Raw genomic sequence first — 23108 nt, forward strand, 5'->3', positions numbered from 1 at the left:
GTGATGATTCTGTGACAGGCGGGAGATAAGATGTTCGCACTCTCGAACATTTGGGCGCTCGACGCCAGTTGAGGAAGGATCCGTTCCCCTGCCCTCCGCACCCCGCGCGCCGCGCCGCCACCGCATCCGCCGCCGCGCCGATATGCCGATGCTTGGCGGGGTGCGCCCGCCCATAGCCTCACTTGTCATACTTCTGCTGGTCGTCGCCGCCCTGACCGTGATCGGTCTCGACGGCGTCCACGCCGCGCCTGTCCCGCAGGCCGTGTCGAACGGGGAGCAGCAGATCGCCGCGGACACCGCGCAGTCGATGCGCACCGCGATCGACGCCGAAGCGAGCACGGTGCGCCGTACCGCGAGCGCGTACCCGGCGACGAGCACCTCCACCCCCGTGACCACGCTCAAGGCGCTGACCTCGGCCAGGAAAGCGGTCCTCGGCAGTGTGCTGCTCGACCGGCACACCGGCAGTCTGCTGGCGGCCGGCGGCCGGACAGTGCCGCTGGCCGGGCTGAACGCCGCCAGGTCGGCGTCCGGGGCGGTCCCGCCCCGCCTGGTGACGTCAGGCGGCAGTCCGCAACTGCTGTACTTCGCCAGGCTCACGCTGCCCGCCCAGCAGGAGGACCCGGACCAGGACTACCAGGCCCCGAACCGGCCCGATCGGCAGTGGCTGCTGGTGGTCTCCGAGGCGCTCCCCGCCGTCGCGGCCTATGGCGACGGGCGCACCGCCGAAGTGCTGGACGCGAGCGGCACGGCGCTCGCCACCGCGGTCCACGGCAACGCGTCGCCGGGCACCGCCGACAGCGGCCTGTCCGCGGCGGCGGCCCGCGCGGCACACGGATCCGGGACTGGCACCGACGCCTCGGGAAGCCTGCTGGGCGACGCCACTGGCAGCCGACGCACCGTGGCAGGCTGGGCCCAGGTCGCCTCGACGACCGGCCCGGGCGACACCGACCACCTCGGTCTGGTGGTGCTCACCTCCCGCGCGGTGCCCGCCACGGCCACCACCGCCGACTACTCGCGCTTCGCGCTCGAGGCCGCCGGATCGCTGGCCGGGGTCGCGCTGCTGCTCGGCCTGGCACTGTACTTCTCCGTGCAGCGGCCCCTGCTGCGGCTGTATCTGTCCGCCGGCCGCCTGGCCCGGGGCGCGACCCAGGACTGGCCGACCGCGTCGGCGGAGCTCTCCCGGCCTGTTCCGGTGCATGGCTTCGGGGAACTGGCCCGGATCGGGCGGGCGCTGGACTCACTGCGCCGGCAACTCCTCGGCGAGAGCGGCCCGGAGGACTTCCCGGCCCGGCGCGGACCGGGCTACCGGGCGCTGGCCGTGCTCGGCGTGGTGGTGCTGGCCTGCTGGGCGGTACCGATGGTCTTCCTGCTGAACCGAGTGGACACCGTGACCGCGGTTCCGGCTCCGGTCATCGCCGACCAGCAGGCACGCACCGAGATCGCGTCGGGCCGGATCCGGCAGTCCCTCAACCAGTCGTACACCGACCTGACCGCCGCGGCCGGGGGCCTGCCCGGCAGGAGCCGGGCCGCCCAGACCGCGGTGCTGCGGCGGGCCCTCGCCGATCACAAGCAGTACCGCTCGCTGTATCTCCTGGACCGCTCGGGCGGCATCACGCTGAGGGTGGGCGGCACACCGCTGCGCACCCGCGTCCATGTGCCCGACGGCGGCGGGATCACCACCGTCAACACCTCGGGCCGGATCCCGGCGATCGCCGCCTACACCCAGGTCCGGGCCGTCAGGGGCAAGGCCAGGGCGGCCGGGGTGGTCCTGTTCGGCGAGATCGACGTGAAGGCGCTCAACTCCGTCCTGCCCAGGCCGAAGCTGGGCAGCGTCTGGGTGACGGACGGCCATGAGAAGGTGCTGGCGGCCAGCGTGGGCTACCAGGCCTTCCAGTCGTTGCCCGACCCCGGCCTGACCCGTCTCGCCCGCTCCACCCAGAGCGCCCCGGGGACCGCGGGCACGGCGACCTCGGCGGTACACCTCACGTCCTCCGGCCCCTCGGTCGACGCCGCCGCGCCGCTGGCGCAGAGCGGCCCGACGGCCCGGCTGGGCTGGCACGTGGTGACCGCGGAGCCCGCGGCAGCGCTCCAGATCCCCGCGGTGCAGGCCGAGCAGCGCACCATGCTCGCCGGCATCCTGGGCCTCGCCGTGGGCGCGGCCTGCCTGGGCTGGCTGCATGTCGTGGTGGTCCGGCCACTGCGCGCGGTCGCCGTCCTCGTCGAACGGCTCGCCGGCGGAGACCGCCGTACCGTGCTGCATCCGGTCAACCACGACGAGATCGGCTCGGTCACCCGCAGCCTGGAGCTGATCCGCCAGGCCCTGGCGGAGCGCGACCGGGCGGCCAGGCCCGGCCCCGCCGCCGTGCCCTCCCAGCCCCTGCGTGAGAACACCCTCCAGCGGTAGAAGGACGGAATCGGCGTGCTCTTCCTCTATGTCATCGTCCTGCTGTGCTGCATCGGCCTGTGGATCGCCGGAATCCTGGAGCAACGGCGGCACTTCGCCTCGCTGGAGCAGATACCTACGCGGGTGCTGGTCAACGGCATCCGCGGCAAGAGTTCGATCACCCGGCTGTGTGCGGGGGCGCTGCGCGGCGGCGGCCTGGTCACGGTGGCCAAGACCACCGGCACCGCGGCCCGGTTCATCCACCCGGATGCCACCGAGGAACCGGTCTACCGGAAGTTCGGCATCTCCAACATCGTCGAGCAGATCGGCATCGTACGGCGGGCGGCGACGTACCGGCCGGACGCGCTCGTCATCGAGTGCATGGCGGTGATGCCGGCGCTGCAGGAGACCAATCAGGAGAAGCTGATCCGCTCCACGATCGGCGTGCTGTGCAACGTCCGCGAGGACCATCTGGAGGAGATGGGGCCGACGCTGGACGACGTCGCCCGCTCGCTCTCCCGCTCGATGCCGGTGGGCGGGGTGTGCGTGACTGCGGAGCAGGACCGGCTGCACATCCTCCAGGAGGAGGCCGACAAGCGGAACTGCCGTCTGATCGCGGTCGACCCGGAGTCGGTGACCGACGCCGAACTGCGCGGCTTCAGCTGGTTCACCTTCAAGGAGAACGTGGCGATCGCGCTCGCCGTCGCCGAACTGCTCGGCGTGGAGCGGCAGACCGCGATGCAGGGCATGTGGGATGCGCCGCCCGACCCGGGCGTGCTGTCGGTGGAGCGCTACGTCACCCCCGAGGGCAAGAAACTGCGGTTCGCCAACGTCTTCGCGGCCAACGACCCCGAGTCGACGCTGATGAACGTGAAGCAGCTGGAGGATCTGGGCGCGATCAGACGGCCGATCAGCGTGGTCATCAACTGCCGCCCGGACCGGGTGGAGCGCAACGGCCAGATGGGCGCCATCGTCCCCGACCTCGCCGCCGAGACGGTGTTCCTGATCGGCCATCCGACCAGAAGCGCCCGCGATGCGATCCCCGCCGGCTTCACCGGACGGGTGGTGGATCTCGGCGGCGACCGCCGGGACCCCGAGGAGCTGACCGCGGCGATGCTCGCCGAACTCGGTCCGGCCTCCTCGCTGGTGGCGATCGGCAACATCCACGGTCAGGGCGAGCTGTTCCTGGAATGCCTCGCCGAGCTGCCGCTGGACGACTCCGAGGACCCGTTCGACGCCGTTCTCGACGGCGACGGCCTGGACCAGGAGACCATGCAGATCGCCATACCCCGGCCGCGGGTCTCGGTGGCCCGGCCGCCCGAGCCGGAGCCGTACAGCTGGGTGGCACCGCTGGAGACACCGACGTACGCCTTCCGCATCCCCGAACAGCGCGACCTCGCCCGCCGGTTCGCCGCCCGCCACGGCCGGCCCGACGACCAGAGCACCGCAGACGAACCGCACCACTCCCACGACAACCGGTACCACTCCTACGATCCGCCCCAGTCCACGAGGAACCCGTGATCCCCGCCAACCTCACCCCGCAGACCGCCGCACTCGGGATCGCCCTCGGGCTGGTCTTCTCGCTCGTCTGCTATCTGACCACCAACCTGTCCCCCGGGGGGATGATCACCCCGGGCTGGATCGCCCTCACGCTCGTCACCGACGTGCGGATGGCCGGGCTGATGGTCCTTGTGGCGGGAGCCACGTACTTCATGACCAAGCTGCTGCAGCGCACGGTGATCCTCTACGGCAAGCGGCTGTTCGCCGCCGTGGTGCTGTGCGCGGTGGTGATGCAGACCACCGTGATGCTCGCCCTCAGCCACGAGTTCCCGCTGCTGTACACGTCACAGACCCTTGGCTTCATCGTTCCCGGCCTGATCTCCTACCAGATGGTCCGGCAGCCCATGGCGGCCACGGTGATCTCGACCACGGCGGTGACACTGGGCACGTACGTGGTGCTGGTCTCCGGCCTGTTGATGGGCGCTCTGCCCACCGGCTGACCTGCCCGGCCCCCCGCTCACCTCACACTTCCAGGAGGATCGCCATGCACTCCAAACCCGTCGGCCGACGCAGCAACCCGACTCGACGCAACGTGCTCGGAACGATCGCGGGCGTCGCGGCCGCCGGGGTGGTGGGCGGGTACGCCTGGGACCATGTCAGGCAGGGCAGCGACCACGGCGGTACGGTCGCCGACCAAGCGGGCACCGGCCCGAGCGGCCAGGCCGGCGGCGCCCATACCTTCGAGCGGCTGTCCGACCCGGCCCGCACCGTGGTCCGTGCCGCCGACGGCGGCACGCTCGCCACTTTCACCGACGGAGCCCGTACGGCCGTGCTCACCGGCCCCACCCGCACCTTCAGCGAGCCGCGGACCACCGAGGCCAAGGTGACCACGGACGCCTGGGTGCGGGTGCTGCCGCACGAGTGGCAGCGGGGCATGGAGAAGTCCGCCTCGTTCAGGAGCTGGTTCCGCAAGGCGCTCGGCGACACCAGCCCGGACGTCTTCGCGGTGGCGTTCCAGTACAGCAGCGCCGGGGCGCCCGACAAGCACAACGCCGCCGGCGTGCGCTACGCGGGCACCGCACACTTCGGCCCGCGCAATACCGCGGTCAACAACCCGCTGGACTTCGCCTTCCACGACGAACAGTCCGACTTCTACGACTATCTTGGCCTGCCCTGGACCTTCCCGGACGGCACGCGCGTTCAGCCGGAGAAGGCCCGCTACGGCGACGCCGACTGCTCCGGTTTCCAGCGGCTGGTGTGGGGCTACCGGATGGGCATCCCCCTGCACAACACCAACACCAAGGGAGCCGGCCTGCCGCGTCGCGCGTTCGCCATCGCCGCCGACGGTCCCGGCCGCATGGTGATCCCGCACACCGGCAAGCAGCAGGCCACCGACCTGAGCGTCCTGCAACCCGGTGATCTGGTCTTCTTCGCCATCATCAAGGACCGGCCGGACTTCATCGACCACTGCGGCATGTACATGGGCCTCGACGACCAGGGTCGGCACCGCTTCTACTCCAGCCGCTCCGCCGCGAACGGCCCGACCATGGGCGACATGTCGGGCCACGCACTGCTGGACGGCACCGACTTCTACGCCCGCGGCTTCCGGGCGGCCCGCCGCCTGTGATCCCGCGGCCTTGATCCCGCCGACTGTGCGCCGCCGCCTCACCTGACCTGCCGATCCGAGGACCACTGCCATGACCGCCATCCCCGCCGCCCGGCCCACCGGATCACACCGAGGCCGCCGGCAGCCCGGCCGCCGCTCCGGCCTGCCGGAAGACGCCCCGCGCTGGGAGCGCCCGGCGCTCGCCGCGGTGCTGGTCACCGCCACGGTCCTGTACACCTGGGGGATCCAGAACGCCGCACTCCACCCCTTCTACGGTGCGGCGATACGGTCGATGGCCGGCAGCTGGCGGGCCTTCTTCTTCGGCGGGCTCGACGCGAGCGGTTCGATCAGCATCGACAAGCTGCCCGGCGCCTTCTGGCCCGACGCCGTCTCCGTCTGGCTCTTCGGCCCGCACACCTGGGCGGCCGCGTTTCCGCAGGTCGTCGAGGGGGTGCTCACCGTATGGCTGCTGCACCGGATCGTCCGGGCCTGGGCCGGTCCGCTCGCCGCGCTGATCGCCGCGCTGACGCTCACCCTCACCCCGGTCACCGTGGTCCTCAACCGCGCCACCATCCCGGACACCGCGCTCACCCTGCTCCTGGTGGCGGCCGCCGGCGCGCTGCAGAAGGCGGTGCGCACCGAGCGGCTGCTGCCGTTGATCACCTGCGGGATCTGGGTCGGGCTCGCCTTCCAGGCGAAGATGCTGCAGGCGTGGCTGGTGCTGCCGGTCTTCGCCGCGGTCTACCAACTCGCCGCGCCCGGAACCCGGTTGAACCGGGCCCTGCGCGTCCTGCTGGCCGGTGCGGTCGCGCTGGCGGTCTCCTGCTCCTGGGTGCTGATCGCCTGGGTGACGCCGGCCTCGAGCCGCCCCTACCTCGACGGCACGTCCAACAACGATCCGTTCACCCTGGTCTTCGGCTACAACGGCCTGAGCCGCTTCAGCAGCGACGCCACCGCCTTCGGTGCCGTCGCGGGCACCGCAGCCAGCCGCACCACCGGCAACACCGGCTGGGGCATGCTGATCAACCACAGCGTCGGCCCGCAGATCGCCTGGTTCCTGCCGCTCGCGGTGCTTGCCACGGTCCTGGGCATCCTCTGGCGCACCGGACAACCGCGAACCGACCCGCTGCGCACGGGATTCGTGATGTGGGGAGGTTGGCTGGCCATACACGCCCTGGTGTTCAGCACCTCCAACGGCAACCACGCCTACTACACCGCCGTCATCGCCCCGGCGCTCGCCGCGCTGGCCGGCGGCGGGCTCGCGCTCTTCCGATCGGAGTACGAGGCGACGTACGAGCCCAAGCCGGAGACGCATTACGAACCGGAGGCGGAGCACGGGGTGGGCGGCGGCCGGCGGCACTTGGCGCTCCCGGCGGGGATCACTCTGACGGCGGCGTGGGCGCTGGTGCTCGACTGGCCGACCCGGTTCGTCTCCTGGCTGCTCCCGGTCGCCGTGATGCTCGCACTGTGCGGTGTGGTGGGCCTGTGGAGCCGCGGGCCGCGCACCTCCCCGCGGATGGTCCACGCCGCTCTCGCCGCCGGGATCGCGGCCACCCTGGTCGTACCGGCCGGCTGGGCCGTCTCCGGACTCAACCCGCTCTACGCGGGCGCCACCACCTCGCCGATGGCCGGTCCGGTCGGCAAGTCGTACTACGCGCATCCGCGCCACGCTCCGCGGAGGAGAGGGCTCGGCCGGCCCAACGCCCGGGACACCGCCCTGCTCGACTACCTCACCACGCACCGCCACGGCGAGAAGTACCTGCTCGCCACCCAGGCCGCCTACACCGCCGAGCCCCTGCTGCGCGCGAAGTCCGAACCCATCCTCGTCATGGGCGGCTTCACCGGCAGCACCCCCTTCCCCACCGCCGAGCAGCTCGACAGCCTCGTCACCACCGACCAACTGCGCTATGCGCTGCTCACCACCCAGCGCCCCAGCACTCCCGCCACCACCTGGGTGAAGTCCCACTGCACCCGCATCCGACCCGCCGCCTACGGACGCCGCACCGCCGGCACCTTCGCCCTCTACGACTGCAGCCCTCGGCGGTGAGGCGCCGTTCCCGACCGCAGGCCCACGCAGGCCCCGGACCGGACGGGGTGCTGATGGACCTGCGTTTCGCGGGGACGGATTCCGGCATCGACGGGGTCGAGGCGATCCGCCTGCTGGAACTCACCTGAGGGACCACCGCCTGCCCGGGCAGGCATCGGCAGCCCAGGACGTACAACCCGTGTGCGCACGTCTTTGCATACGTCGGCGATATGTTCCGCTGCTTAGGCTGCACGCATGCGTGTGCTGATCGTGGAGGACGAGCCCTACCTGGCCGAGGCCGTCCGTGACGGTCTGCGGCTGGAGGCGATCGCCGCCGACATCGCCGGCGACGGAGACGCCGCCCTGGAACTGCTCAGTGTCAACGCCTACGATCTCGCGGTCCTGGACCGGGACGTCCCCGGCCCGTCGGGGGACGAGGTCGCCCGGCGCATCGTCGCTTCCGGCAGCGGTATCCCGATCCTCATGCTCACCGCTGCCGACCGGATCGACGACAAGGCCTCCGGATTCGAGCTCGGCGCCGACGACTACCTCACCAAACCGTTCGAGCTGCGCGAGCTCGTCATGCGGCTGCGGGCCCTCGACCGCAGACGCGCGCACACCCGGCCCCCCGTCCGCGAGATCGCGGGGCTGCGGCTGGACCCGTTCCGCCGGGAGGTCTTCCGCGACGGACGCTACGTCGCACTCACCCGCAAACAGTTCGCCGTGCTCGAGGTCCTCGTCGCCGCCGAAGGCGGTGTCGTCAGCGCCGAAGAGCTGCTGGAGCGGGCCTGGGACAGCAACGCCGACCCCTTCACCAACGCCGTTCGCATCACCGTCTCCGCCCTGCGCAAACGCCTCGGCGAACCATGGCTCATCGCCACGGTGGCCGGCGTCGGCTACCGCATCGACAGTGGCACCCCACCCGGCAGCACTCATGAATAGACGGCCAGGGCTCAGCGCCCGACTGAAACTCACCCTCAGTTACGCCGGATTCCTTCTCCTCGCCGGCGCCCTCCTGCTGGCCGTGATGTGGGTGTTCGTGCTCCGCTGGCTGCGGACCGACGACCCCAAAGCCATCCGGCACAAGGTCGGCGTCGTCATCATCACCGGGCTCAACCGCTCCGATGCCCTGCGGGGCTTCGTCCCCGCCGCGGCCGCGGCACTGGCCTTCCTCCTCGTCTTCGGCCTGGTGGGAGGATGGATCCTCGCCGGCCGGATGCTCGTACCACTCACCCGGATCGCGGACGCGGCACGGACGGCCGCGAACGGATCGCTGTCCCACCGGATCCGTATGGACGGCCGCGAGGACGAGTTCCGCGAACTCGCCGACGCGTTCGACACCATGCTCGAACAACTCGAGTCCCACGTCGCCGAACAGCAGAGGTTCGCCGCGAACGCCTCCCACGAACTGCGCACCCCGTTGGCGATCTCCCAGACACTCCTCGACGCCGCCCGCAACGACCCCTCGCGGGATCAGGGCGAACTCATCGAGCGCCTCCACACCGTCAACACGCGGGCGATCAACCTCACCGAGTCCCTACTGCTGCTCAGCCGCGCCGACGCCAGGAGTTTCACCCGCGAGCCCGTAGATCTCTCCCTCATGGCCGAAGAAGCCGCCGAAACGCTGCTTCCTCTCGCCGAGAAACGCCGGATCACGCTCGACGTCACCGGCGAGCCGACACAGACCGTGGGCTCCGCGGCGCTCGTCCTGCGGATGGTGACGAACCTCGTCCAGAACGCCATCGTGCACAATCTGCCGGTCGGAGGCACCGTGACGGTCCACACCGAACCCCGGCACGACGCCGGCGTGCTGCGGGTCGAGAACACCGGCCCGCCACTCGCCCCGGAGCTGGTACCGACCCTCACCGAACCCTTCCAGCGCGGAACGGAACGCATACGCACCGACGAACACGCCGGCGTCGGCCTCGGCCTGGCCATCGTGCACAGCATCGTCCGCGCACACGACGGCACCCTTGACCTCACGCCCCGCCCCACCGGCGGCCTCGTCGTCACGATTCGGCTTCCCTGCCCGCCGCAGTCATCGTCCGCGGGCGGGGCCCCCTAGATCGCTGGACGGCGGTCATGCCGTACCCGACCACTCCCCGATGAGCCGAGTGGCGCGCTCGGGAGACTCCTCGTGCGGGTAGTACCCGACGCCGGGCCAGTGCTCCACACGCGAACCGGGCACATGCAGGGTGTGTCGCTCCCAGCCGGGGACGCGGACGTGGGCGGTGCGCAGCCCGGGCTGCGCCTGCGGGGAGAAGGCTGCGGCGACGAAGTCCGCGGCCGCCCGGGCCCCCGGTAGGCGGCCAAGCGCCCGGGGATGCCGTCCACTTCGGCACCGTGCGCGCCGTGCGCCGGGTCGAAACCCACGACCGACCGGACCAGTTCCCGGTGCCGAACGGCGAGCACGTTGACCACCTGTCCGCCCATGGAGTGGCGGACGGCCCTCACCGGGGGCCCTGGCCGAGGACCTCGACCAAGGCGGCCAGGTCGTCCGCCCTCTCCAGCGGCGTGTTGCCCTGTTCCGGCACCTCGGAGCGGCCGTGGCCGCGCAGATCGGGGACGATCACGCGGAATCGGTCGGCCAGGCCTCGGCATGGACCGGCCACTCCCGGCCGTCGCCGCCCCAGCCGTGCACCGGCAGCAGCGCGGGGGCGGCAACGGGCCCAAGGCTCACGCAGCACAAGACGATGCGTCCGAGGTCGATCGCGTCCCGCCCTGTCAATCCGCGGCCGCCCTCTCCCCGGCCGGGCGCCTGCGCAAACGGGGCCCGGTGAGCGACTGCGGCTGCCACACGCCGTCGGCCCGGTAGAGATCGGTGCCAGGTGCCACGATCTCGTCGATACGGTCGAGCACCGCGTCGTCGAGCAGCAGGTCGCCTCCCTCGAGCAAGGAGGTGAGTTGGTCCATGGTGCGCGGACCGATGATCACGGACGTGACGCCCGGGTGCACCAGCGGGAAGGCGACGGCCAGTTCCGGCAGGGTGCGGCCCATCTCCTCGGCGAGCGCGACGAATTGTTCGACGGCCGCGAACTTCGCCGGGTTGCCCGGGGCGTCGGGGTCGAAGCGGTGCGGGGTGAGTCTGGCGCGGCCGGTGGTGAGGTCGACGGGCCGGCCCGCTCGGTAGGCACCGGACAGGAATCCCGAGGCCAGCGGCGACCAGGTCAGCACGCCCATGCCCAGGCGCTGCGCGGTGGGCAGCACGGCCCGTTCGATGCCGCGCGCGAGGATCGAGTACGGCGGCTGCTCCGTACGCATCCGCATCAGCCCGCGCCGCTCCGCCACATGATGAGCCTCGACGAGGTCCTCGGCGGGGAACGTGGAGCAGCCGAATGTCCGGATCTTGCCGGCCCTCACCAGGTCGGTGAGGACGGACAGCGTCTCCTCGATGTCAGTGGTGTGGTCGGGGCGGTGCACCTGGTAGAGGTCGATCCAGTCCGTGTCCAGGCGCCGCAGGCTGTCCTCGACCGCCTTGATGATCCAGCGGCGCGAATTGCCGCTGCGGTTGCGTCCCTCCCCGAGCGGAAAGTGCACCTTCGTGGCGAGCACGACGTCGTCGCGCCTGCCCTTGAGAGCCTTGCCGACGATCTCCTCGCATTCGCCCGCCGAGTACATGTCGGCGGTGTCCACGAAGTTGATGCCCGCATCGAGGGCCGCATGGATGATGCGGGCACTGTCCTCGTGGTCGGGATTGCCGACGGCACCGAACATCATCGTGCCGAGGCAGTGTGTGCTGACCTCGATGCCGGTCTTGCCGAGGACTCGATAGCGCATTGCGGTGCTCCGTCGCAGGCGGGGGCGGGTCGGAAGCGTGACTCTAGGACTTGGAGTGCACTTGACCGCAAGGGCGACCTGACCGATGGTCACAAACGCGTCACGAGGTGGAATATGCGGTGCGCCCAGTGACGGATCAAGAACAGAAGGCGCTGCGCTTGTGGCGAGTGCAGGCCGAGTCGTGCCCCGGACAGGGTGAGGTGCGCGGAGACGTGGTTACGATCACGGCCATGGATTGGCTGGAGCGCGCCGCGAAGCTCAGGCAGTGGAGTCGGGACGGAGTACGGGCGCCGCACAAGCCGTTGCTGCTGCTGTACGCGCTGGGCCGGTTTCAGCCGGATGACGAGGGCGAGTTGCGGTACAGCGAGGTGGAAGGGGATCTGAAGCAACTGCCGGCGGGGTACGGTCCGGCGCGCGGGACCACGCCCGCCTACCCCTTCCACCATCTGGTCAGCGACGGGGTGGATGCCCGCGTCGGGATCAATCATGGGGCCGATTCGTCCGGCGTTGCGGCCCGGGCGGCCGCGCGCTGGAGCATATCCGCGTTGTGCTGCCCCAGGCGCGGCGGCGGCAGGCGGTACCGGGCCGGTGTCCCACTCAGCGCGATGGGGTTCGCGATCTGACGGGAGGGCGCGCCCTCGGCTTCGTCGGCGGATACGGAAGGGATGTCGACGATGCCGGGAAGACCGAGTTTCCGGGCGAAGTCGAAGGCCTCGTCAAGGGTGTTGACCGGCCCGGCGGGCACGCCCGCGGCCAGCAGGACGGACGACCAGTGGTCCGCTCCCGCGGCGGCCAGCCGTTCGCTCAGGATGTCCCTCAGTTCGGTGCGATGGGCGACCCGGTCGGCATTGGTGCGAAAGCGGTCGTCGAGGGCGAGACCCGGCTCGCCGACGATCTCGGCGAGCGCCGCGAACTGCCGGTCGTTGCCCACCGCGATCGCCAGGGGACGATCGGCGGCAGGGAAGGTCTCGTACGGCGCGATGCTCGGATGCGCGTTGCCCAGGCGCCCAGGAACCACACCGGCGACGGCGAACGCCGACGCCTGGTTGACCATGGCCGACAGCAGCGAGCCGAGCAGATTGACCTCGACGCGCTGCCCTTCCCCGGTGGCGTCCCGGTGCCGGAGGGCGGCAAGGATGCCGAGCGTGGCGTGCAGGCCGGTGATCACGTCGACGAGTGCCACGCCCGCCTTCGTCGGCTCTCCGGCCGCGTCTCCGGTCACGCTCATCAGACCGCCGACGGCCTGCACGAGCAGGTCGTATCCGGGGATCGCCGCGCCGGCACCGGCCCCGAAGCCGCTGATCGAGCAGTAGACCAACCCCGGGTGCCGGGCGAGGAGTTCGCGATGGCCGAGCCCGAGTCGTTCCATCGTGCCGGGACGGAAGTTCTCCACCAGGACGTCGGACTCCGCGACCAGGGCACGGGCCTGCTCCAGGCCGGCCTCGGTCGTGAGGTCCAGGGTGACGGACCTCTTGTTGCGGTTGACGCTCAGGAAGTACGTCGACGTGCCGTCCTGGTCCGCCGGGGGCTGCCAGGCCCGGGTGTCGTCCCCCGTGCCCGGCCGCTCCACCTTCACCACGTCGGCGCCGAGATCGGCGAGCAGCATGGTGGCGTAGGGCCCTGCGAGGACCCGGGAGAAGTCGGCGATGCGCAGACCCTCCAGCGCACCGCGCCCGACTCCGCCGAGTACGCCGGACCGTCCGTCCGGCGCGTTGCCCTGAGTGCTCACGCACCTTCCTCCTCTGGTCGTCCCGCTCACGCGATCGCCGGCGCGAGAGCGCCGCCGGTCATCGACCAGAGTCGCGGCGCTCGACGCTGAAGTCGAACGCCAGGGTTCCCGCGTCGCGTACCGAGACCCCGCCGTCCACCGTGAGTACCGCGCCGTTGACGAACGACGCGGCGGGCGAGAGCAGCCAGGCGATCGCCTCGGCGACCTCGGACGGGTCGCCGGGGCGTCCCGCGGGCACCAGCTTCGTCGCCTCCTCGTAGGCCTCCTCCACGCCCTTGCCCAGTCCGGATTCCTCGGCGAAGCGGGCCATACGACGATCAGCCATCTCGGTGCGCACCCAGGTGGGGCACACCGTGTTGGCGCGCAGCCCCTGGCTGCCGTAGTCGACGGCCAGCGAACTGCACAGCTGAAGCAGCGCGGCCTTGGAGGTGGCGTACGCGGCGTTGCCGACCCCGTTGCGCAACGCCGCGACGGAGGCGACGGCAACGACCGAACCGCGGGTCTTGAGCAGGTGCGGGAGTGCGGCGCGCAGCAGCAGGAAGGGGCCCGTCAGGTTGGTGCGCATCACCAACTCCCATGTCTCGTCCGAGAGATCTCCCACCGCGCCGCTGCGTCCGACGCCAGCGTTGAGGACCAGTCCGTCGAGCCTGCCGTAGCGGGAGACCGTGGCCTCTACGAGCTCGCCCACGGCGATCGCGTCCGTGAGATCAGCGGCGTGCGGCAGGGCGCCGGTTTCGTCGGCGACGCGCTGCAGCGGCTCGGGCCGTCGGCCGCTGATGACGACCTCGTGTCCGCCGGCCCGCAGCAGCCGGGCGGTTGCGGCGCCGATGCCGGTGCCTCCGCCGGTGACCACCACAACACGCTTGTCCGTCATGACCGTTGGGCCTCCCCATCAACCGGAAATCAGACCTTCGTGATCTTACGCAGACCCGCCTCGGGGCGTCAGTTCACGCGTACCGTGTCACCCCTGGAACCTGTCCACCCGGGCAGGCACCTTCGAGAGTCAGACGGACACCGGTCTGCGTATGAAGTGCGTCCTTTGGGGAGAAGAACTCACCTGGGGAGAAGGGCTCATCGTCACCACGGCATCCCATCGGACGCGTTGACCTCAAGTGTGCTTGAGGGAGCAGTCTTCAGGCATGGACATCGAAGAGATGCAGCGACAGGTGCAGGCCCTGACCGACCGCGCCGAGATCACCGATCTGCTGGACCGCTACCTGCGTTCCCTGGACGAGGGCGTTTTCGACGAGGAATGGGCTCGCGCATTCCACACCGAGGACGTCACCGCGGAGATGCCGATCGGCACCGTCCACAACCGCGCTGCTCTGCTGGCCCGTGTCCGGCAGGGCATGGCGCTGTTCGACCGAACCGTGCATCTGGGCACCAATGCGAGCATCGAGATCGAGGGCGATCGGGCCACCACCCGTGGCGCCCAGCTGAGCACCCACGTCCTGGCGGACGGCACCGGCAGCGTCTTCGTCTCGGCGGGCCACGCCGACGCGGAACTGGTCAGGACGGCCGAGGGCTGGCGGATCTCCGCCTCGAGCCTGCGGGTGGTGTGGACTCAGGGTCCACCTCCGCAGGTGCCGGCACCCACTACGGTCAGGGCTTGACGGTCTTCATCGTGAAATGCGACGTCACGTTCTTGATCCGGGGGATGGTCATGACCCGCCAGCTGAGGAAGGCCTCGTAGGCGGGCAGATCGGCGACGGCCACGCGGACGAAATAGTCGGGGCTGCCGAACAGCCTCCGCAACTCAAGTACTTCCTCCGTCTGCGCCAGGGTCCCCTCGAAGCGCTCGACCGTCTCCGCGTCCTGCGCCTCGAGACTGAGGTCGACCAGGACCCGTCCGGGCAGGGCCTCACCAGCACCGTCCTGCACGACATCGACGGCCCGGTGGGACACGCCCAGCAGATCCTCACGGTCAGGCCGCTGCCCGGGACGTGAGGATGCCGGAGCGTCCGGCTCAGCGGACGATCCGGTAGAGGTGTTCGGGACGGCCGGTGGTTCCGTAGCGGAGTTCGAGCCGGACCATTCCCTCCCGGACGAGGTACGAGAGATAGCGCTGGGCCGTGGCGCGGGAGACGCCGGTGAGTTCGGCGGCCTGGGCGGCGGACAGGGACTCCTGGGCGGTGCGCAGCACCTGGTGCAGGAGGGCCAGGGTCGGCGCGGAGTGGCCCTTGGCCGGAACCCGGGGCACGGCCGGGGGGCGGGCGGCGCTGAAGAGGGCGTCCACGTCGGCCTGGTCGGTCCGCGGGGCGAGACCCAGGGCGTCCACGCGGTGCTGGAGTTCGCGGTAGGCGGTGAGCCGCTCGGCCAGGTCGGCGGCGCCGAACGGCTTGACCAGGTAGCCCACCGCACCGAGCTTCATGGCGGTCCGCACCGAGGTGATGTCCCGGTCGGCGGTGATCATGATCGCGTCGGGTCGGGCGCCGCCCGCGTCCCCGCTGAGCTGCCGCAGCACATCCAGTCCGCTGCCGTCGGGCAGGAAGATGTCGAGCAGCAGCAGATCGGGGTGAAGGCTGCGCACGGCGTCCAGGGTCTCGGCCACCGTCGCCGCCCGGCCGACCACTTCGAAGCCCTCGACGCGGGAGGCGTAGTCGCGGTGGATGTCGCTGACCCGGAAGTCGTCGTCCACCACCAGAATCCTGATCATCCGCGGTCACCTCCGGTCGGCGAGGCCGTCGTGAACTGTGCGTCTCGTGGTACGGGAGTGGCTTCCAGCAGCGGTAGTACGACGGTGAAGACGGCGCCGGGGCCCTCGCTGACCGTGATGGTCCCGCCGTGCCGCGCGGCCAGCCGGTGAACCAGGGCCAGGCCGAGGCCGCGCCGGGCGGTGCCCCGGTCGGGTCGGGTCGACCAGCCGTCCTCGAAGATCGACTCGGCGGCGCCCGGCGGGATCCCCGGGCCGCTGTCGGCGACCCGCACCAGCACCTGGTCGACGGCTTCGACCAGCGAGAGCCGCACCTCGCGGCCGCCCGCCGGAGGCGGTCCGCCGGCCGCCGCGTCGATCGCGTTGTCCAGCAGATTGCCGACGATGGTCAGCAGCCGGCGCAGATGCGGCGGGTCCTCGCCGAGCGCGGAGTCATCGCTGAGTTCCAGGTGTACGCCGCGTTCCGCGGCCACCGTGGTCTTGGCGACGATCAGGCCGACGAGCAGCGGGTTGCCGATCCGTTCGCGTACGGACTCGGTCAGCGCCTGGTCGGCGCCGGCCGACTCGACGGCGTATGCGTAGGCGGCGTCGTGGTCACCTATGTCCAGCAGCCCGGCCAGGGTGTGCATACGGTTGGTGAACTCGTGCTGCTGGGCACGCAGGGCGTCGGTCAGCCCGCGTACGGAGTCCAGTTCGCGCAGCAGCCCGATCAGCTCGGTGCGGTCCCGGACAGTGACCACCGCGCCCAGTTCACGCCCGCGCAGTGTCACCGGCATCCGGTTGACCACCAGGCAGTGGTCGTCGGTCAGCACGTTGAGATCGGCGCCGGTCAGGGTGCCGTCCAGGGCGCGGCGCAGCCGACCGTCGGGCAGCACCTCCTCGAGCGTGCTGCCGAGCGCCGTGCCGAGGCCGAGCAGGCTCCGGGCCTCGTCGTTGACGACGGTGATCCTGCCGTCGGGGTCGAAGGCGATGACGCCCTCACGGATGCCGTGCAGCATCGCCTCACGGTCCTGCAGCAGTCCGGCGATCTCCTCCAGTTCCAGGCCGAACGTCGTCCGCTTCAACCGCCTGGCCAGCAGGAACGCGGCGGCCGAGCCGAGGGCGACGGCGATCGCGGAGTACAGGGCGAAGGTGGGCAGCTCGCGCCACAGCTCGCCCAGCACATAGTGCTCGGGGATGCCCGCGGACACCTCGCCGACCAGCCTGCCGTCGGGCGCCCTCAGCGGGGCCTTGCCGTTGGCGGATCGCCCGGTGGCGCCCTGGTCGGTGCCGACGTGCGACTTGCCGTCGAGGACCACGATCTGGTCGCCGGTCGGTTCACCGATCAGCGCTGGGTCGGGGTGGGAGTGGCGGACGCCGTGCAGGTCGAGCACGACCACATAGGACGCGCCCGACGCCTTGCGGATCCGCTCGGCGACGGTCTGCACGATGCCGTCGCCGCCCCCGTGCGCCATGGCCTGCCGGATCTGCGGATCGGCGGCCGTGGTCTGGGCGATGTCCAGTGCCCGTCCCTCGTAGGCACGGTCGATCTCGGCCCGTTGCGCGAACGCGAACAGGATGAAGCCGATGACTCCGGTGAGGGTCAGGATGGCCAGCTGGTTGGCCAGGATCCGCGCGGAGAGCCTCCCCTTCCCGCCGCGGCCGATCGGGATACGGATGGGCATCACAGGTGCCTTAAGCCCTTGTCGTGCTGCCGGGCCCGGCCCCTTCGCCGTACCCGTGGTGGCGTGATTGTGTCCCATCGGGAACCTTCTGCCCACCCCCCGCCGCTGAGCAGAACGAGCAGAACCCCTGCGAATACGGCTAACGCGAGATACGTCTGAAACAGCGACGTAACGCCTGGTGTCCTTTTAGCGTCTGCCTTCCTCGACCTCCGAGGTTAGGAAGGAGAGGCCTCAGATGGCTTCGCGAAACGATGCGGCGGTGAGCCCGGTCACCGAGAAGGTCGGCCGGGACAGCGCACGAGTCGAGATATCCGGGCTCACCAAACGATTTCTGACTCCTGCGGGTGAGGTGTTCACGGCACTGCAGGACGTTTCGTTCACCGTGGAGCCGGGCCAGTTCTGTGCGGTGGTGGGCCCGACCGGCTGCGGCAAGTCGACGACCCTGAGCATGGTGTCCGGGCTCGACCGGCCCAGCGAGGGTTCGGTCAAGGTGGGTGGCCGTGAGGTGGACGGCGTCACCGACGGCGTCAGCTTCATGTTCCAGGCCGACGCGCTGCTGCCCTGGAAGACCGTCCTCGGCAATGTGCTGATGGGCCCCGTCTTCCGCGGTGTGCCCAAGCAGCAGGCCCAGGCCTCGGCACGTGACTGGCTGCGCCGGGTGGGCCTCACCGGGTTCGAGGACCGCTATCCGCACCAGCTCTCCGGCGGTATGCGCAAGCGCGTGGCGATGGCCGCGGCGCTGATCAACGAGCCCCGGATCCTGATCATGGACGAGCCGTTCGGCGCCCTGGACGTGCAGACCAAGGCGATCATGTCGACCGAGCTGCTCGGCCTGTGGGAGCAGATCCGGCCGTCGGTCATCTTCATCACCCACGACCTCGACGAGGCCGTGGCGCTCGCCGACCGGGTCGTCGTCATGACGTCCAGCCCCGGCTCGGTCAAGGCGGTCTTCGACATCGACCTGCCGCGCCCGCGCGGCTCGGTCCAGGAGATCCGCTTCCAGCCCCGCTTCATCGAACTTCAGCACCAGATCTGGGACTCGCTGCGCGAGGAGGTGGAGCGCGCCTACGCACGCACCGCAGGAGGTACGGCATGAGTACGACGTCCACCGTTTCCGCCGCTCAGGCCAAGGGCGGCGGGCAGCCCTCGGCCGCGGCAGCCGCCAGGCGCAAGGTCCGCAAGGGCATCGCGCTGCAGTGGCTGGGCCGCATCGTCCTCGCGGCCGTCGTCATCGGAGGCTGGCAGGCGTTCACCACCTGGGGGATCGTCGACAAGTTCTTCTTCGGGCAGCCGACCGGCATCGCCAAGCGGCTGGTCGAACTCTTCCAGAAGGGCACCGAGAACGGGTCCTTCTACGCGGACATCTGGACCACCGTACAGGAGGCGCTGATCGGCTTCGTCCTCGGGACCGTCCTTGGAGTGATCTTCGGCATCGCGTTGGGCCAGAGCCGCTACCTCTCCGGGGTGCTCGGTCCCTACATCAAGGTGGTCAACGCGATCCCGCGTATCGTCCTCGGCTCGATCTTCATGATCGCGTTCGGCATCGGAATGCTCCCGAAGGTCCTGCTCGCCGCGGTCCTGGTGTTCTTCATCGTCTTCTTCAACGCCTTCCAGGGCGTGCGTGAGGTCGACCGCAACATCCTCGCCAACGCCAAGGTGCTCGGCGCCTCGGAGCTGCAGATCATCCGGCACGTCACCGTGCCGTCCGCGCTCACCTGGATCATCGCCAGCCTGCACAGCGCCTTCGGCTTCGCCATCGTCGGCGCCCTGGTCGGCGAGGTGCTCGGCGCGCAGAAGGGCCTCGGCCTGGTCATCAAGACCGCGCAGGACAACTTCGACCCCAATGGCGTGTTCGCGACCATGGTCGTCATCGCGGTGATCGTGCTCGGCGCGGAGTGGCTGATCGGCAAGCTCGAACACCGGCTGCTCGCCTGGCGTCCGCCGGCCCCGTCCGAAGTCAGCTCCCTCTGACTCCGCCTGCGCCCACCCCCCTCTGTCTTCCCTCTCTTCTCACCCTCCCCTGAAGGAAAGTAGCCTGCCATGTCCAGACGACCCGTCGCCGTTGCCGCGTCTCTCCTCACCGTCCTCACCCTCGGTGCCGCCACCGCCTGTTCCAGCAACTCGGACAGCTCCAGCAGCTCCAGCGGCACGCCGACCGTCAAGCTCATGGTCGGCGGCATCGACAAGCAGATCTACCTCCCCTACGAGCTCGCCCAGAACCTCGGCTTCTACAAGAAGTACGGCGTCAACGTCTCGCTGAGCACCGAGCAGCAGGGCGGTCTCGGCGCCGAGGACGCCCTGGCCTCCGGGCAGGTGGACATGGCGGGCGCCTGGTATGTCCACACCATCGACTTCCAGGTGAAGGGCAAGGCGGTGGAGGGCATCGTCCAGCTGTCCGGCGCGCCGGGCGAGCGGGAGATGTGTGTCCCGAAGAGCGGCGTCCACTCCGGCGCGGACTTCAAGGGGAAGACGCTCGGCGTCACCGACATCGGGTCCGGCACCGACATGCTCACCCAGTTCATGGGTGCGCAGAAGGGCGTCAAGGCCAACCAGTTCAGCCGGATCGGCGTCAGCCAGGGCGCCACGGCCATCGCCGCGTTGCAGAACGGCAAGACCGCCTGTGTCATGACGACGCAGCCGACGGTGGCGGCGATCGAGAAGAAGGGCATCGGCACCTCGGCGATCGACCTGGCCACCACGGCGGGCGCCAAGGAGGCGCTCGGCGGCACCTGGCCGGCCGCGACCGTCCTCGCCCAGACCAGCTGGGTCAACTCGCACAAGGACACGGCACAGAAGGTCGTCGACGCGCTCGTGGCCACCATGCACTGGATCAACACGCACAGCGCGGCCGACATCGCGAACAAGCTGCCGCAGTCCTATGTGTCGAACCAGCTGGTCACCAAGGCCGACTACATCAAGGCGCTGGACCAGGACAAGGGACAGTTCCTCCCGGACGGCATCATGCCGGCCGGCGGCCCGAAGACCGTTCTGGCCTCCGAGGAACTCGTCGGCCACGCGACCTCGAAGGTGAACCTCGGCACGACCTTCACCAACGAGTTCGCTCTCAAGGCCAACAAGACCGAGGGCTTCAAGACCACCACGACCCCGGCGGGCTCGGACGGCTGAGTCCCACCGGCAATAGCAACACTGATGCCCCGCCGGAGAATCCGGCGGGGCATCAGTACCGGCTCAGAAGTAAAGGTAAGCGGTGGGCGTGCTGTGGGTGCCGTTAATTCCGGACCCGACCACTTCCAGCACCTTGGAGTACTGGCTGGGCAGAAGCTTGTAGCTCGCGTTCGCGGTTTCGGTCGCACCGCCGTTCGCGTAGACCTTCTTGTACTGCTCATTTCCGCTCTTGTCGATCCAGACGACCTCCAGGTACACCTGGGAGCAGTAAATGGAATTTGCCGACGAGTCCCCGATGAACACATAGCCGCCGTACGTCGAGCTGTACGAGGAGTGCCCGCTGACGGTGACCGTGCAGTTCCCGTACGACACGTTCTTGCTCTGCTTGGGGTAGTTCACGCCGGATGCGAACGCGCTGGTCGCGGCGAGGACAACCGCCGCACTGGACACGCCGGTGACCGTCAAAGCACGCTTGATGCTTTTCAGCATTCCCTGATCCTTTCTCTGGGCGGGCGAGAGAAAGAACGCCCCCCGTCGAATTACCGACCGGATTCTTCCGGCCTTGATCAGGCTGCGACAGACGGATACCGGACAGCAAGAGGCATGGGCACTTGATGATCAAGACTTTACGCCCGATTGATTACCAGCGGCCAATTCGGTGTGCCATCCTCAAGGGAACCTCAAATTCTGAGTCCGGGCCGTTCAGTCCGTACTCGGCCGCGCGAGTCCGAGGTCGTAGGCGAAGATCACGGCCTGGATGCGGTCCCGGGCACCGATCTTGGCGAGGACGCGGCCCACATGGGTCTTGACGGTGGACTCGGACAGGACGAAATGCCCGGCGATCTCGCCATTGGTCCAGCCCTTGCCGACCGCGACGAGGATCTCGCGCTCGCGGTCGGTGAGGGAGCTCAACCGCGGGTCCTCGGCGAGGTCGCCCCGGTGCGCGGGGACGTACTGGGCGAACTCGTCCAGGAGGCGGCGGGTGAGTGCGGGCGCGATCACCGCGTCGCCGATCGAGACGGCGCGGATGCCCGCGAGCAGTTCCTCCGGGCGCGCGTCCTTGAGGAGGAAGCCGCTGGCCCCGGCGCGCAGGGCGGCGTGGACGTACTCGTCGAGGTCGAAGGTGGTGAGCACGAGGACACGCGAACGCTCGCCGGCGGCGACGATGCGGCGGGTCGCCTCGATGCCGTCCATGCCGGGCATCCGGATGTCCATGAGGACGACGTCCGGGCGCAGTTCGGCGGCCTTGCGGACGGCCTCGGCGCCGTGCGCGGCCTCCCCGACGACCTCGGTCTCGGCGACGGAGTCCAAGAGGATGCGGAAGCCGTAGCGTTGCAGTGGCTGGTCGTCCACGACGAGCACCGTGGTCACCGGACACCGCCCTGTGGTGTGAGGTCGAGGACGGCCTCGACGCTCCAGCCTCCGCCGCCCGCCGGTCCCGCGCTGACGGTCCCGCCGTAGAGCGCCGCCCTCTCCCGCATGCCCACCAGTCCGTGCCCTTCTTCGTGCGGGCCCGGCGGTGTCGCCGGGCCGGTGTCCTGGACCCGGATGGTCAGCCGGGTGTCCGTCTCGATGATCGCCAGATGTACCCGGGTGTCGGCGTCGGCGTGTTTGAGGGTGTTGGTGAGGGCTTCCTGGACGATGCGATACGCCGTCAGCTGCACCCCGCTGTCGAGGGCGTCCACGTCGCCGGAGGTCCGGTACACGACCTCCAGTCCGGCGGCGCGCACCTTTGCGCAGAGGGCCTCGATGTCCGCGATGCCGGGCTGCGGGCTGAGCTCGGGGCCGGCCGGCGGACCGTCCGCCGCCTCGCGCAGCACACCGAGTACGCGGCGCAGCTCGCCGAGGGCCTGGCGGCCGGTGTCGCCGATGAGCTGGAGGGCCTCCTTGCCGCGTTCGGGAGCGAGGTCGGTGGCGTAGGCGCCGGCGTCCGCGAGGGTGATGATGACGGACAGGTTGTGGCCGACGATGTCGTGCATCTCGCGGGCGACCCGGGTGCGTTCGGTGACGGCGGCCAGCCTGCTGCGCTGGTCCCGTTCGACCTCCAGCCGGGCGGCCCGCTCCCGCAGTCCCGCCAGCTGGGCCCGGCGGATGCGGACCATCAGGCCGAGCGCGAGGGCCGCGGTCGTGGTGCTCAGCAGGAAGAACAGCGCGTCCCAGACCGACATGGCCCCGGACACCCGTACGGCGACCAGCACCATGGCACCCGCCATGGCGGCGCAGGCCCACGGCAGCTGCTTCAGCCGCCCGTGCAGGGCCAGGCTGTACAGAGCGACGAAGAGGGCGACGTCCGCGCGCAGCGCCGCGCCGATGGACCACTGCAGGACGAACACCGCGGCGATGACACCGAAGGCCGCCAGGGGCCTGCGCCGCCGCCACAGCAGCGGCAGCACCAGTCCGGCCTGCAGTGCCAGCATCCCGGCGAGGGGCAGCTGGGTGAAGGCGAGCCGGAAGCGGCGCGGGCCGTCGCCGTCCCCGCTGTGCAGCAGGTCGGCGAGGCAGAACATCAGGAAGACCAGGACCACGACCGCGGTGTCCAGCACCCACGGACGGTTCCGGTCGGCCTGCCTGAGCCGCTGGCCGCCCCGGGCCATGCGGGCGACCAGCGGTCCCATCCCGCTGATGTCATCGGTGGTCACGGACG

Annotated in this window: 22 protein-coding genes and 2 pseudogenes; 14 read left to right on the top strand and 10 right to left on the bottom strand. The window is 70.3% G+C overall.

Annotated features, from left to right (window positions below):
* The first annotated feature begins 160 nt into the window (after nt 1-160).
* The 8 genes from AB0N07_RS34050 (at nt 161) to AB0N07_RS34085 (ending at nt 9580) form a co-directional block, all read left to right on the top strand.
* Complete coding sequence (locus tag AB0N07_RS34050; protein ID WP_365841785.1) at nt 161-2404, top strand: HAMP domain-containing protein; 2244 nt, start codon at nt 161-163, stop codon at nt 2402-2404.
* 15 nt (nt 2405-2419) lie between these two features.
* Nucleotides 2420-3904 (top strand): poly-gamma-glutamate synthase PgsB, encoded by a 1485-nt coding sequence (gene pgsB, locus AB0N07_RS34055; RefSeq protein ID WP_365841787.1) that lies wholly within the window; start codon nt 2420-2422, stop codon nt 3902-3904.
* Nucleotides 3901-4383 (top strand): poly-gamma-glutamate biosynthesis protein PgsC/CapC, encoded by a 483-nt coding sequence (locus AB0N07_RS34060; protein ID WP_365841789.1) that lies wholly within the window; start codon nt 3901-3903, stop codon nt 4381-4383. Before pgsB ends, AB0N07_RS34060 begins: the two co-directional genes overlap by 4 nt.
* A gap of 44 nt (nt 4384-4427) precedes the next feature.
* The gene (locus AB0N07_RS34065) at nt 4428-5510 is read left to right on the top strand and encodes an NlpC/P60 family protein (RefSeq protein WP_365841791.1); all 1083 of its coding nucleotides are present in this window, start codon (nt 4428-4430) and stop codon (nt 5508-5510) included.
* A gap of 70 nt (nt 5511-5580) precedes the next feature.
* Nucleotides 5581-7536 carry a glycosyltransferase family 39 protein gene (locus tag AB0N07_RS34070; RefSeq protein WP_365841793.1) on the top strand — a complete coding sequence of 652 codons (1956 nt, stop codon included), beginning with the start codon at nt 5581-5583 and terminating at the stop codon, nt 7534-7536.
* Complete coding sequence (locus AB0N07_RS34075) at nt 7533-7664, top strand: hypothetical protein (RefSeq protein WP_365841796.1); 132 nt, start codon at nt 7533-7535, stop codon at nt 7662-7664. The genes AB0N07_RS34070 and AB0N07_RS34075 overlap by 4 nt, the downstream gene beginning before the upstream one ends.
* Before the next feature lie 106 nt (nt 7665-7770).
* Complete coding sequence (locus AB0N07_RS34080) at nt 7771-8457, top strand: response regulator transcription factor (RefSeq protein WP_365841798.1); 687 nt, start codon at nt 7771-7773, stop codon at nt 8455-8457.
* Nucleotides 8450-9580: a HAMP domain-containing sensor histidine kinase gene (locus tag AB0N07_RS34085; protein WP_365841800.1), complete on the top strand. Its 1131-nt coding sequence runs from the start codon at nt 8450-8452 to the stop codon at nt 9578-9580. Before AB0N07_RS34080 ends, AB0N07_RS34085 begins: the two co-directional genes overlap by 8 nt.
* Before the next feature lie 385 nt (nt 9581-9965).
* Here AB0N07_RS34085 and AB0N07_RS34090 read toward each other — a convergent pair whose 3' ends face one another.
* Both AB0N07_RS34090 and AB0N07_RS34095 read right to left on the bottom strand, forming a co-directional pair.
* On the bottom strand, nt 9966-10088 hold the full coding sequence (locus AB0N07_RS34090; RefSeq protein ID WP_365841802.1) for a hypothetical protein: 123 nt from the start codon (nt 10086-10088) through the stop codon (nt 9966-9968).
* Between the two features lie 151 nt (nt 10089-10239).
* Nucleotides 10240-11292 carry an aldo/keto reductase gene (locus AB0N07_RS34095; RefSeq protein ID WP_365841804.1) on the bottom strand — a complete coding sequence of 351 codons (1053 nt, stop codon included), beginning with the start codon at nt 11290-11292 and terminating at the stop codon, nt 10240-10242.
* 230 nt (nt 11293-11522) lie between these two features.
* Between AB0N07_RS34095 and AB0N07_RS34100 the strand changes: the two are divergent.
* Nucleotides 11523-11756 (top strand): annotated as a pseudogene (locus AB0N07_RS34100) (restriction endonuclease); the annotation flags it as partial.
* A 20-nt stretch (nt 11757-11776) separates the two neighbouring features.
* On the opposite strand, the gene AB0N07_RS34105 reads toward AB0N07_RS34100, so the two are convergent.
* Together AB0N07_RS34105 and AB0N07_RS34110 are read right to left on the bottom strand one after the other, a co-directional pair.
* Nucleotides 11777-13021, bottom strand: a complete 1245-nt coding sequence (locus AB0N07_RS34105; RefSeq protein WP_365841806.1) for a CoA transferase — start codon at nt 13019-13021, stop codon at nt 11777-11779.
* A gap of 58 nt (nt 13022-13079) precedes the next feature.
* Nucleotides 13080-13895, bottom strand: a complete 816-nt coding sequence (locus AB0N07_RS34110; protein ID WP_365841808.1) for an SDR family oxidoreductase — start codon at nt 13893-13895, stop codon at nt 13080-13082.
* Between the two features lie 265 nt (nt 13896-14160).
* On the opposite strand from AB0N07_RS34110, the gene AB0N07_RS34115 reads away from it, so the two are divergent.
* On the top strand, nt 14161-14634 hold the full coding sequence (locus tag AB0N07_RS34115) for a nuclear transport factor 2 family protein (RefSeq protein ID WP_365841810.1): 474 nt from the start codon (nt 14161-14163) through the stop codon (nt 14632-14634).
* Here the strand turns inward: AB0N07_RS34115 and AB0N07_RS34120 are convergent.
* Nucleotides 14624-14902, bottom strand: a complete 279-nt coding sequence (locus tag AB0N07_RS34120) for an Lrp/AsnC ligand binding domain-containing protein (RefSeq protein ID WP_365841835.1) — start codon at nt 14900-14902, stop codon at nt 14624-14626. The two genes, AB0N07_RS34115 and AB0N07_RS34120, sit on opposite strands and share 11 nt — an antisense overlap.
* Here AB0N07_RS34120 and AB0N07_RS34125 point away from each other — a divergent pair.
* Nucleotides 14843-14968: pseudogene (locus AB0N07_RS34125) on the top strand (thioesterase family protein); the annotation flags it as partial. The gene AB0N07_RS34120 and the pseudogene AB0N07_RS34125 sit on opposite strands and share 60 nt — an antisense overlap.
* A 19-nt stretch (nt 14969-14987) precedes the next feature.
* Here the strand turns inward: AB0N07_RS34125 and AB0N07_RS34130 are convergent.
* Nucleotides 14988-15677, bottom strand: a complete 690-nt coding sequence (locus AB0N07_RS34130) for a response regulator (protein ID WP_365841812.1) — start codon at nt 15675-15677, stop codon at nt 14988-14990.
* Nucleotides 15674-17338 (bottom strand): sensor histidine kinase, encoded by a 1665-nt coding sequence (locus tag AB0N07_RS34135; RefSeq protein ID WP_365841814.1) that lies wholly within the window; start codon nt 17336-17338, stop codon nt 15674-15676. Before AB0N07_RS34135 ends, AB0N07_RS34130 begins: the two co-directional genes overlap by 4 nt.
* A gap of 235 nt (nt 17339-17573) precedes the next feature.
* On the opposite strand from AB0N07_RS34135, the gene AB0N07_RS34140 reads away from it, so the two are divergent.
* The 3 genes from AB0N07_RS34140 (at nt 17574) to AB0N07_RS34150 (ending at nt 20464) form a co-directional block, all read left to right on the top strand.
* On the top strand, nt 17574-18434 hold the full coding sequence (locus AB0N07_RS34140; RefSeq protein ID WP_365841816.1) for an ABC transporter ATP-binding protein: 861 nt from the start codon (nt 17574-17576) through the stop codon (nt 18432-18434).
* The gene (locus tag AB0N07_RS34145; RefSeq protein WP_365841818.1) at nt 18431-19309 is read left to right on the top strand and encodes an ABC transporter permease; all 879 of its coding nucleotides are present in this window, start codon (nt 18431-18433) and stop codon (nt 19307-19309) included. Before AB0N07_RS34140 ends, AB0N07_RS34145 begins: the two co-directional genes overlap by 4 nt.
* 69 nt (nt 19310-19378) lie before the next feature.
* The gene (locus AB0N07_RS34150) at nt 19379-20464 is read left to right on the top strand and encodes an ABC transporter substrate-binding protein (RefSeq protein ID WP_365841820.1); all 1086 of its coding nucleotides are present in this window, start codon (nt 19379-19381) and stop codon (nt 20462-20464) included.
* A 63-nt stretch (nt 20465-20527) separates the two neighbouring features.
* Here AB0N07_RS34150 and AB0N07_RS34155 read toward each other — a convergent pair whose 3' ends face one another.
* From AB0N07_RS34155 to AB0N07_RS34165, 3 genes are all read right to left on the bottom strand, one after another.
* Nucleotides 20528-20953, bottom strand: a complete 426-nt coding sequence (locus AB0N07_RS34155; protein ID WP_115911984.1) for a hypothetical protein — start codon at nt 20951-20953, stop codon at nt 20528-20530.
* Nucleotides 20954-21166: 213 nt separating this feature from the next.
* Entirely contained in the window at nt 21167-21835 is a 669-nt protein-coding gene (locus AB0N07_RS34160; RefSeq protein ID WP_344398568.1) for a response regulator transcription factor, read from the bottom strand.
* Nucleotides 21832-23103, bottom strand: coding sequence for a sensor histidine kinase (locus tag AB0N07_RS34165; RefSeq protein WP_365841823.1), 1272 nt, complete (start codon nt 23101-23103; stop codon nt 21832-21834). The genes AB0N07_RS34160 and AB0N07_RS34165 overlap by 4 nt, the downstream gene beginning before the upstream one ends.
* Nucleotides 23104-23108 lie beyond the last annotated feature (5 nt).

Origin of the sequence: Streptomyces sp. NPDC051172 (genome assembly GCF_040682555.1) — a bacterium.
Taxonomy (GTDB): domain Bacteria; phylum Actinomycetota; class Actinomycetes; order Streptomycetales; family Streptomycetaceae; genus Streptomyces.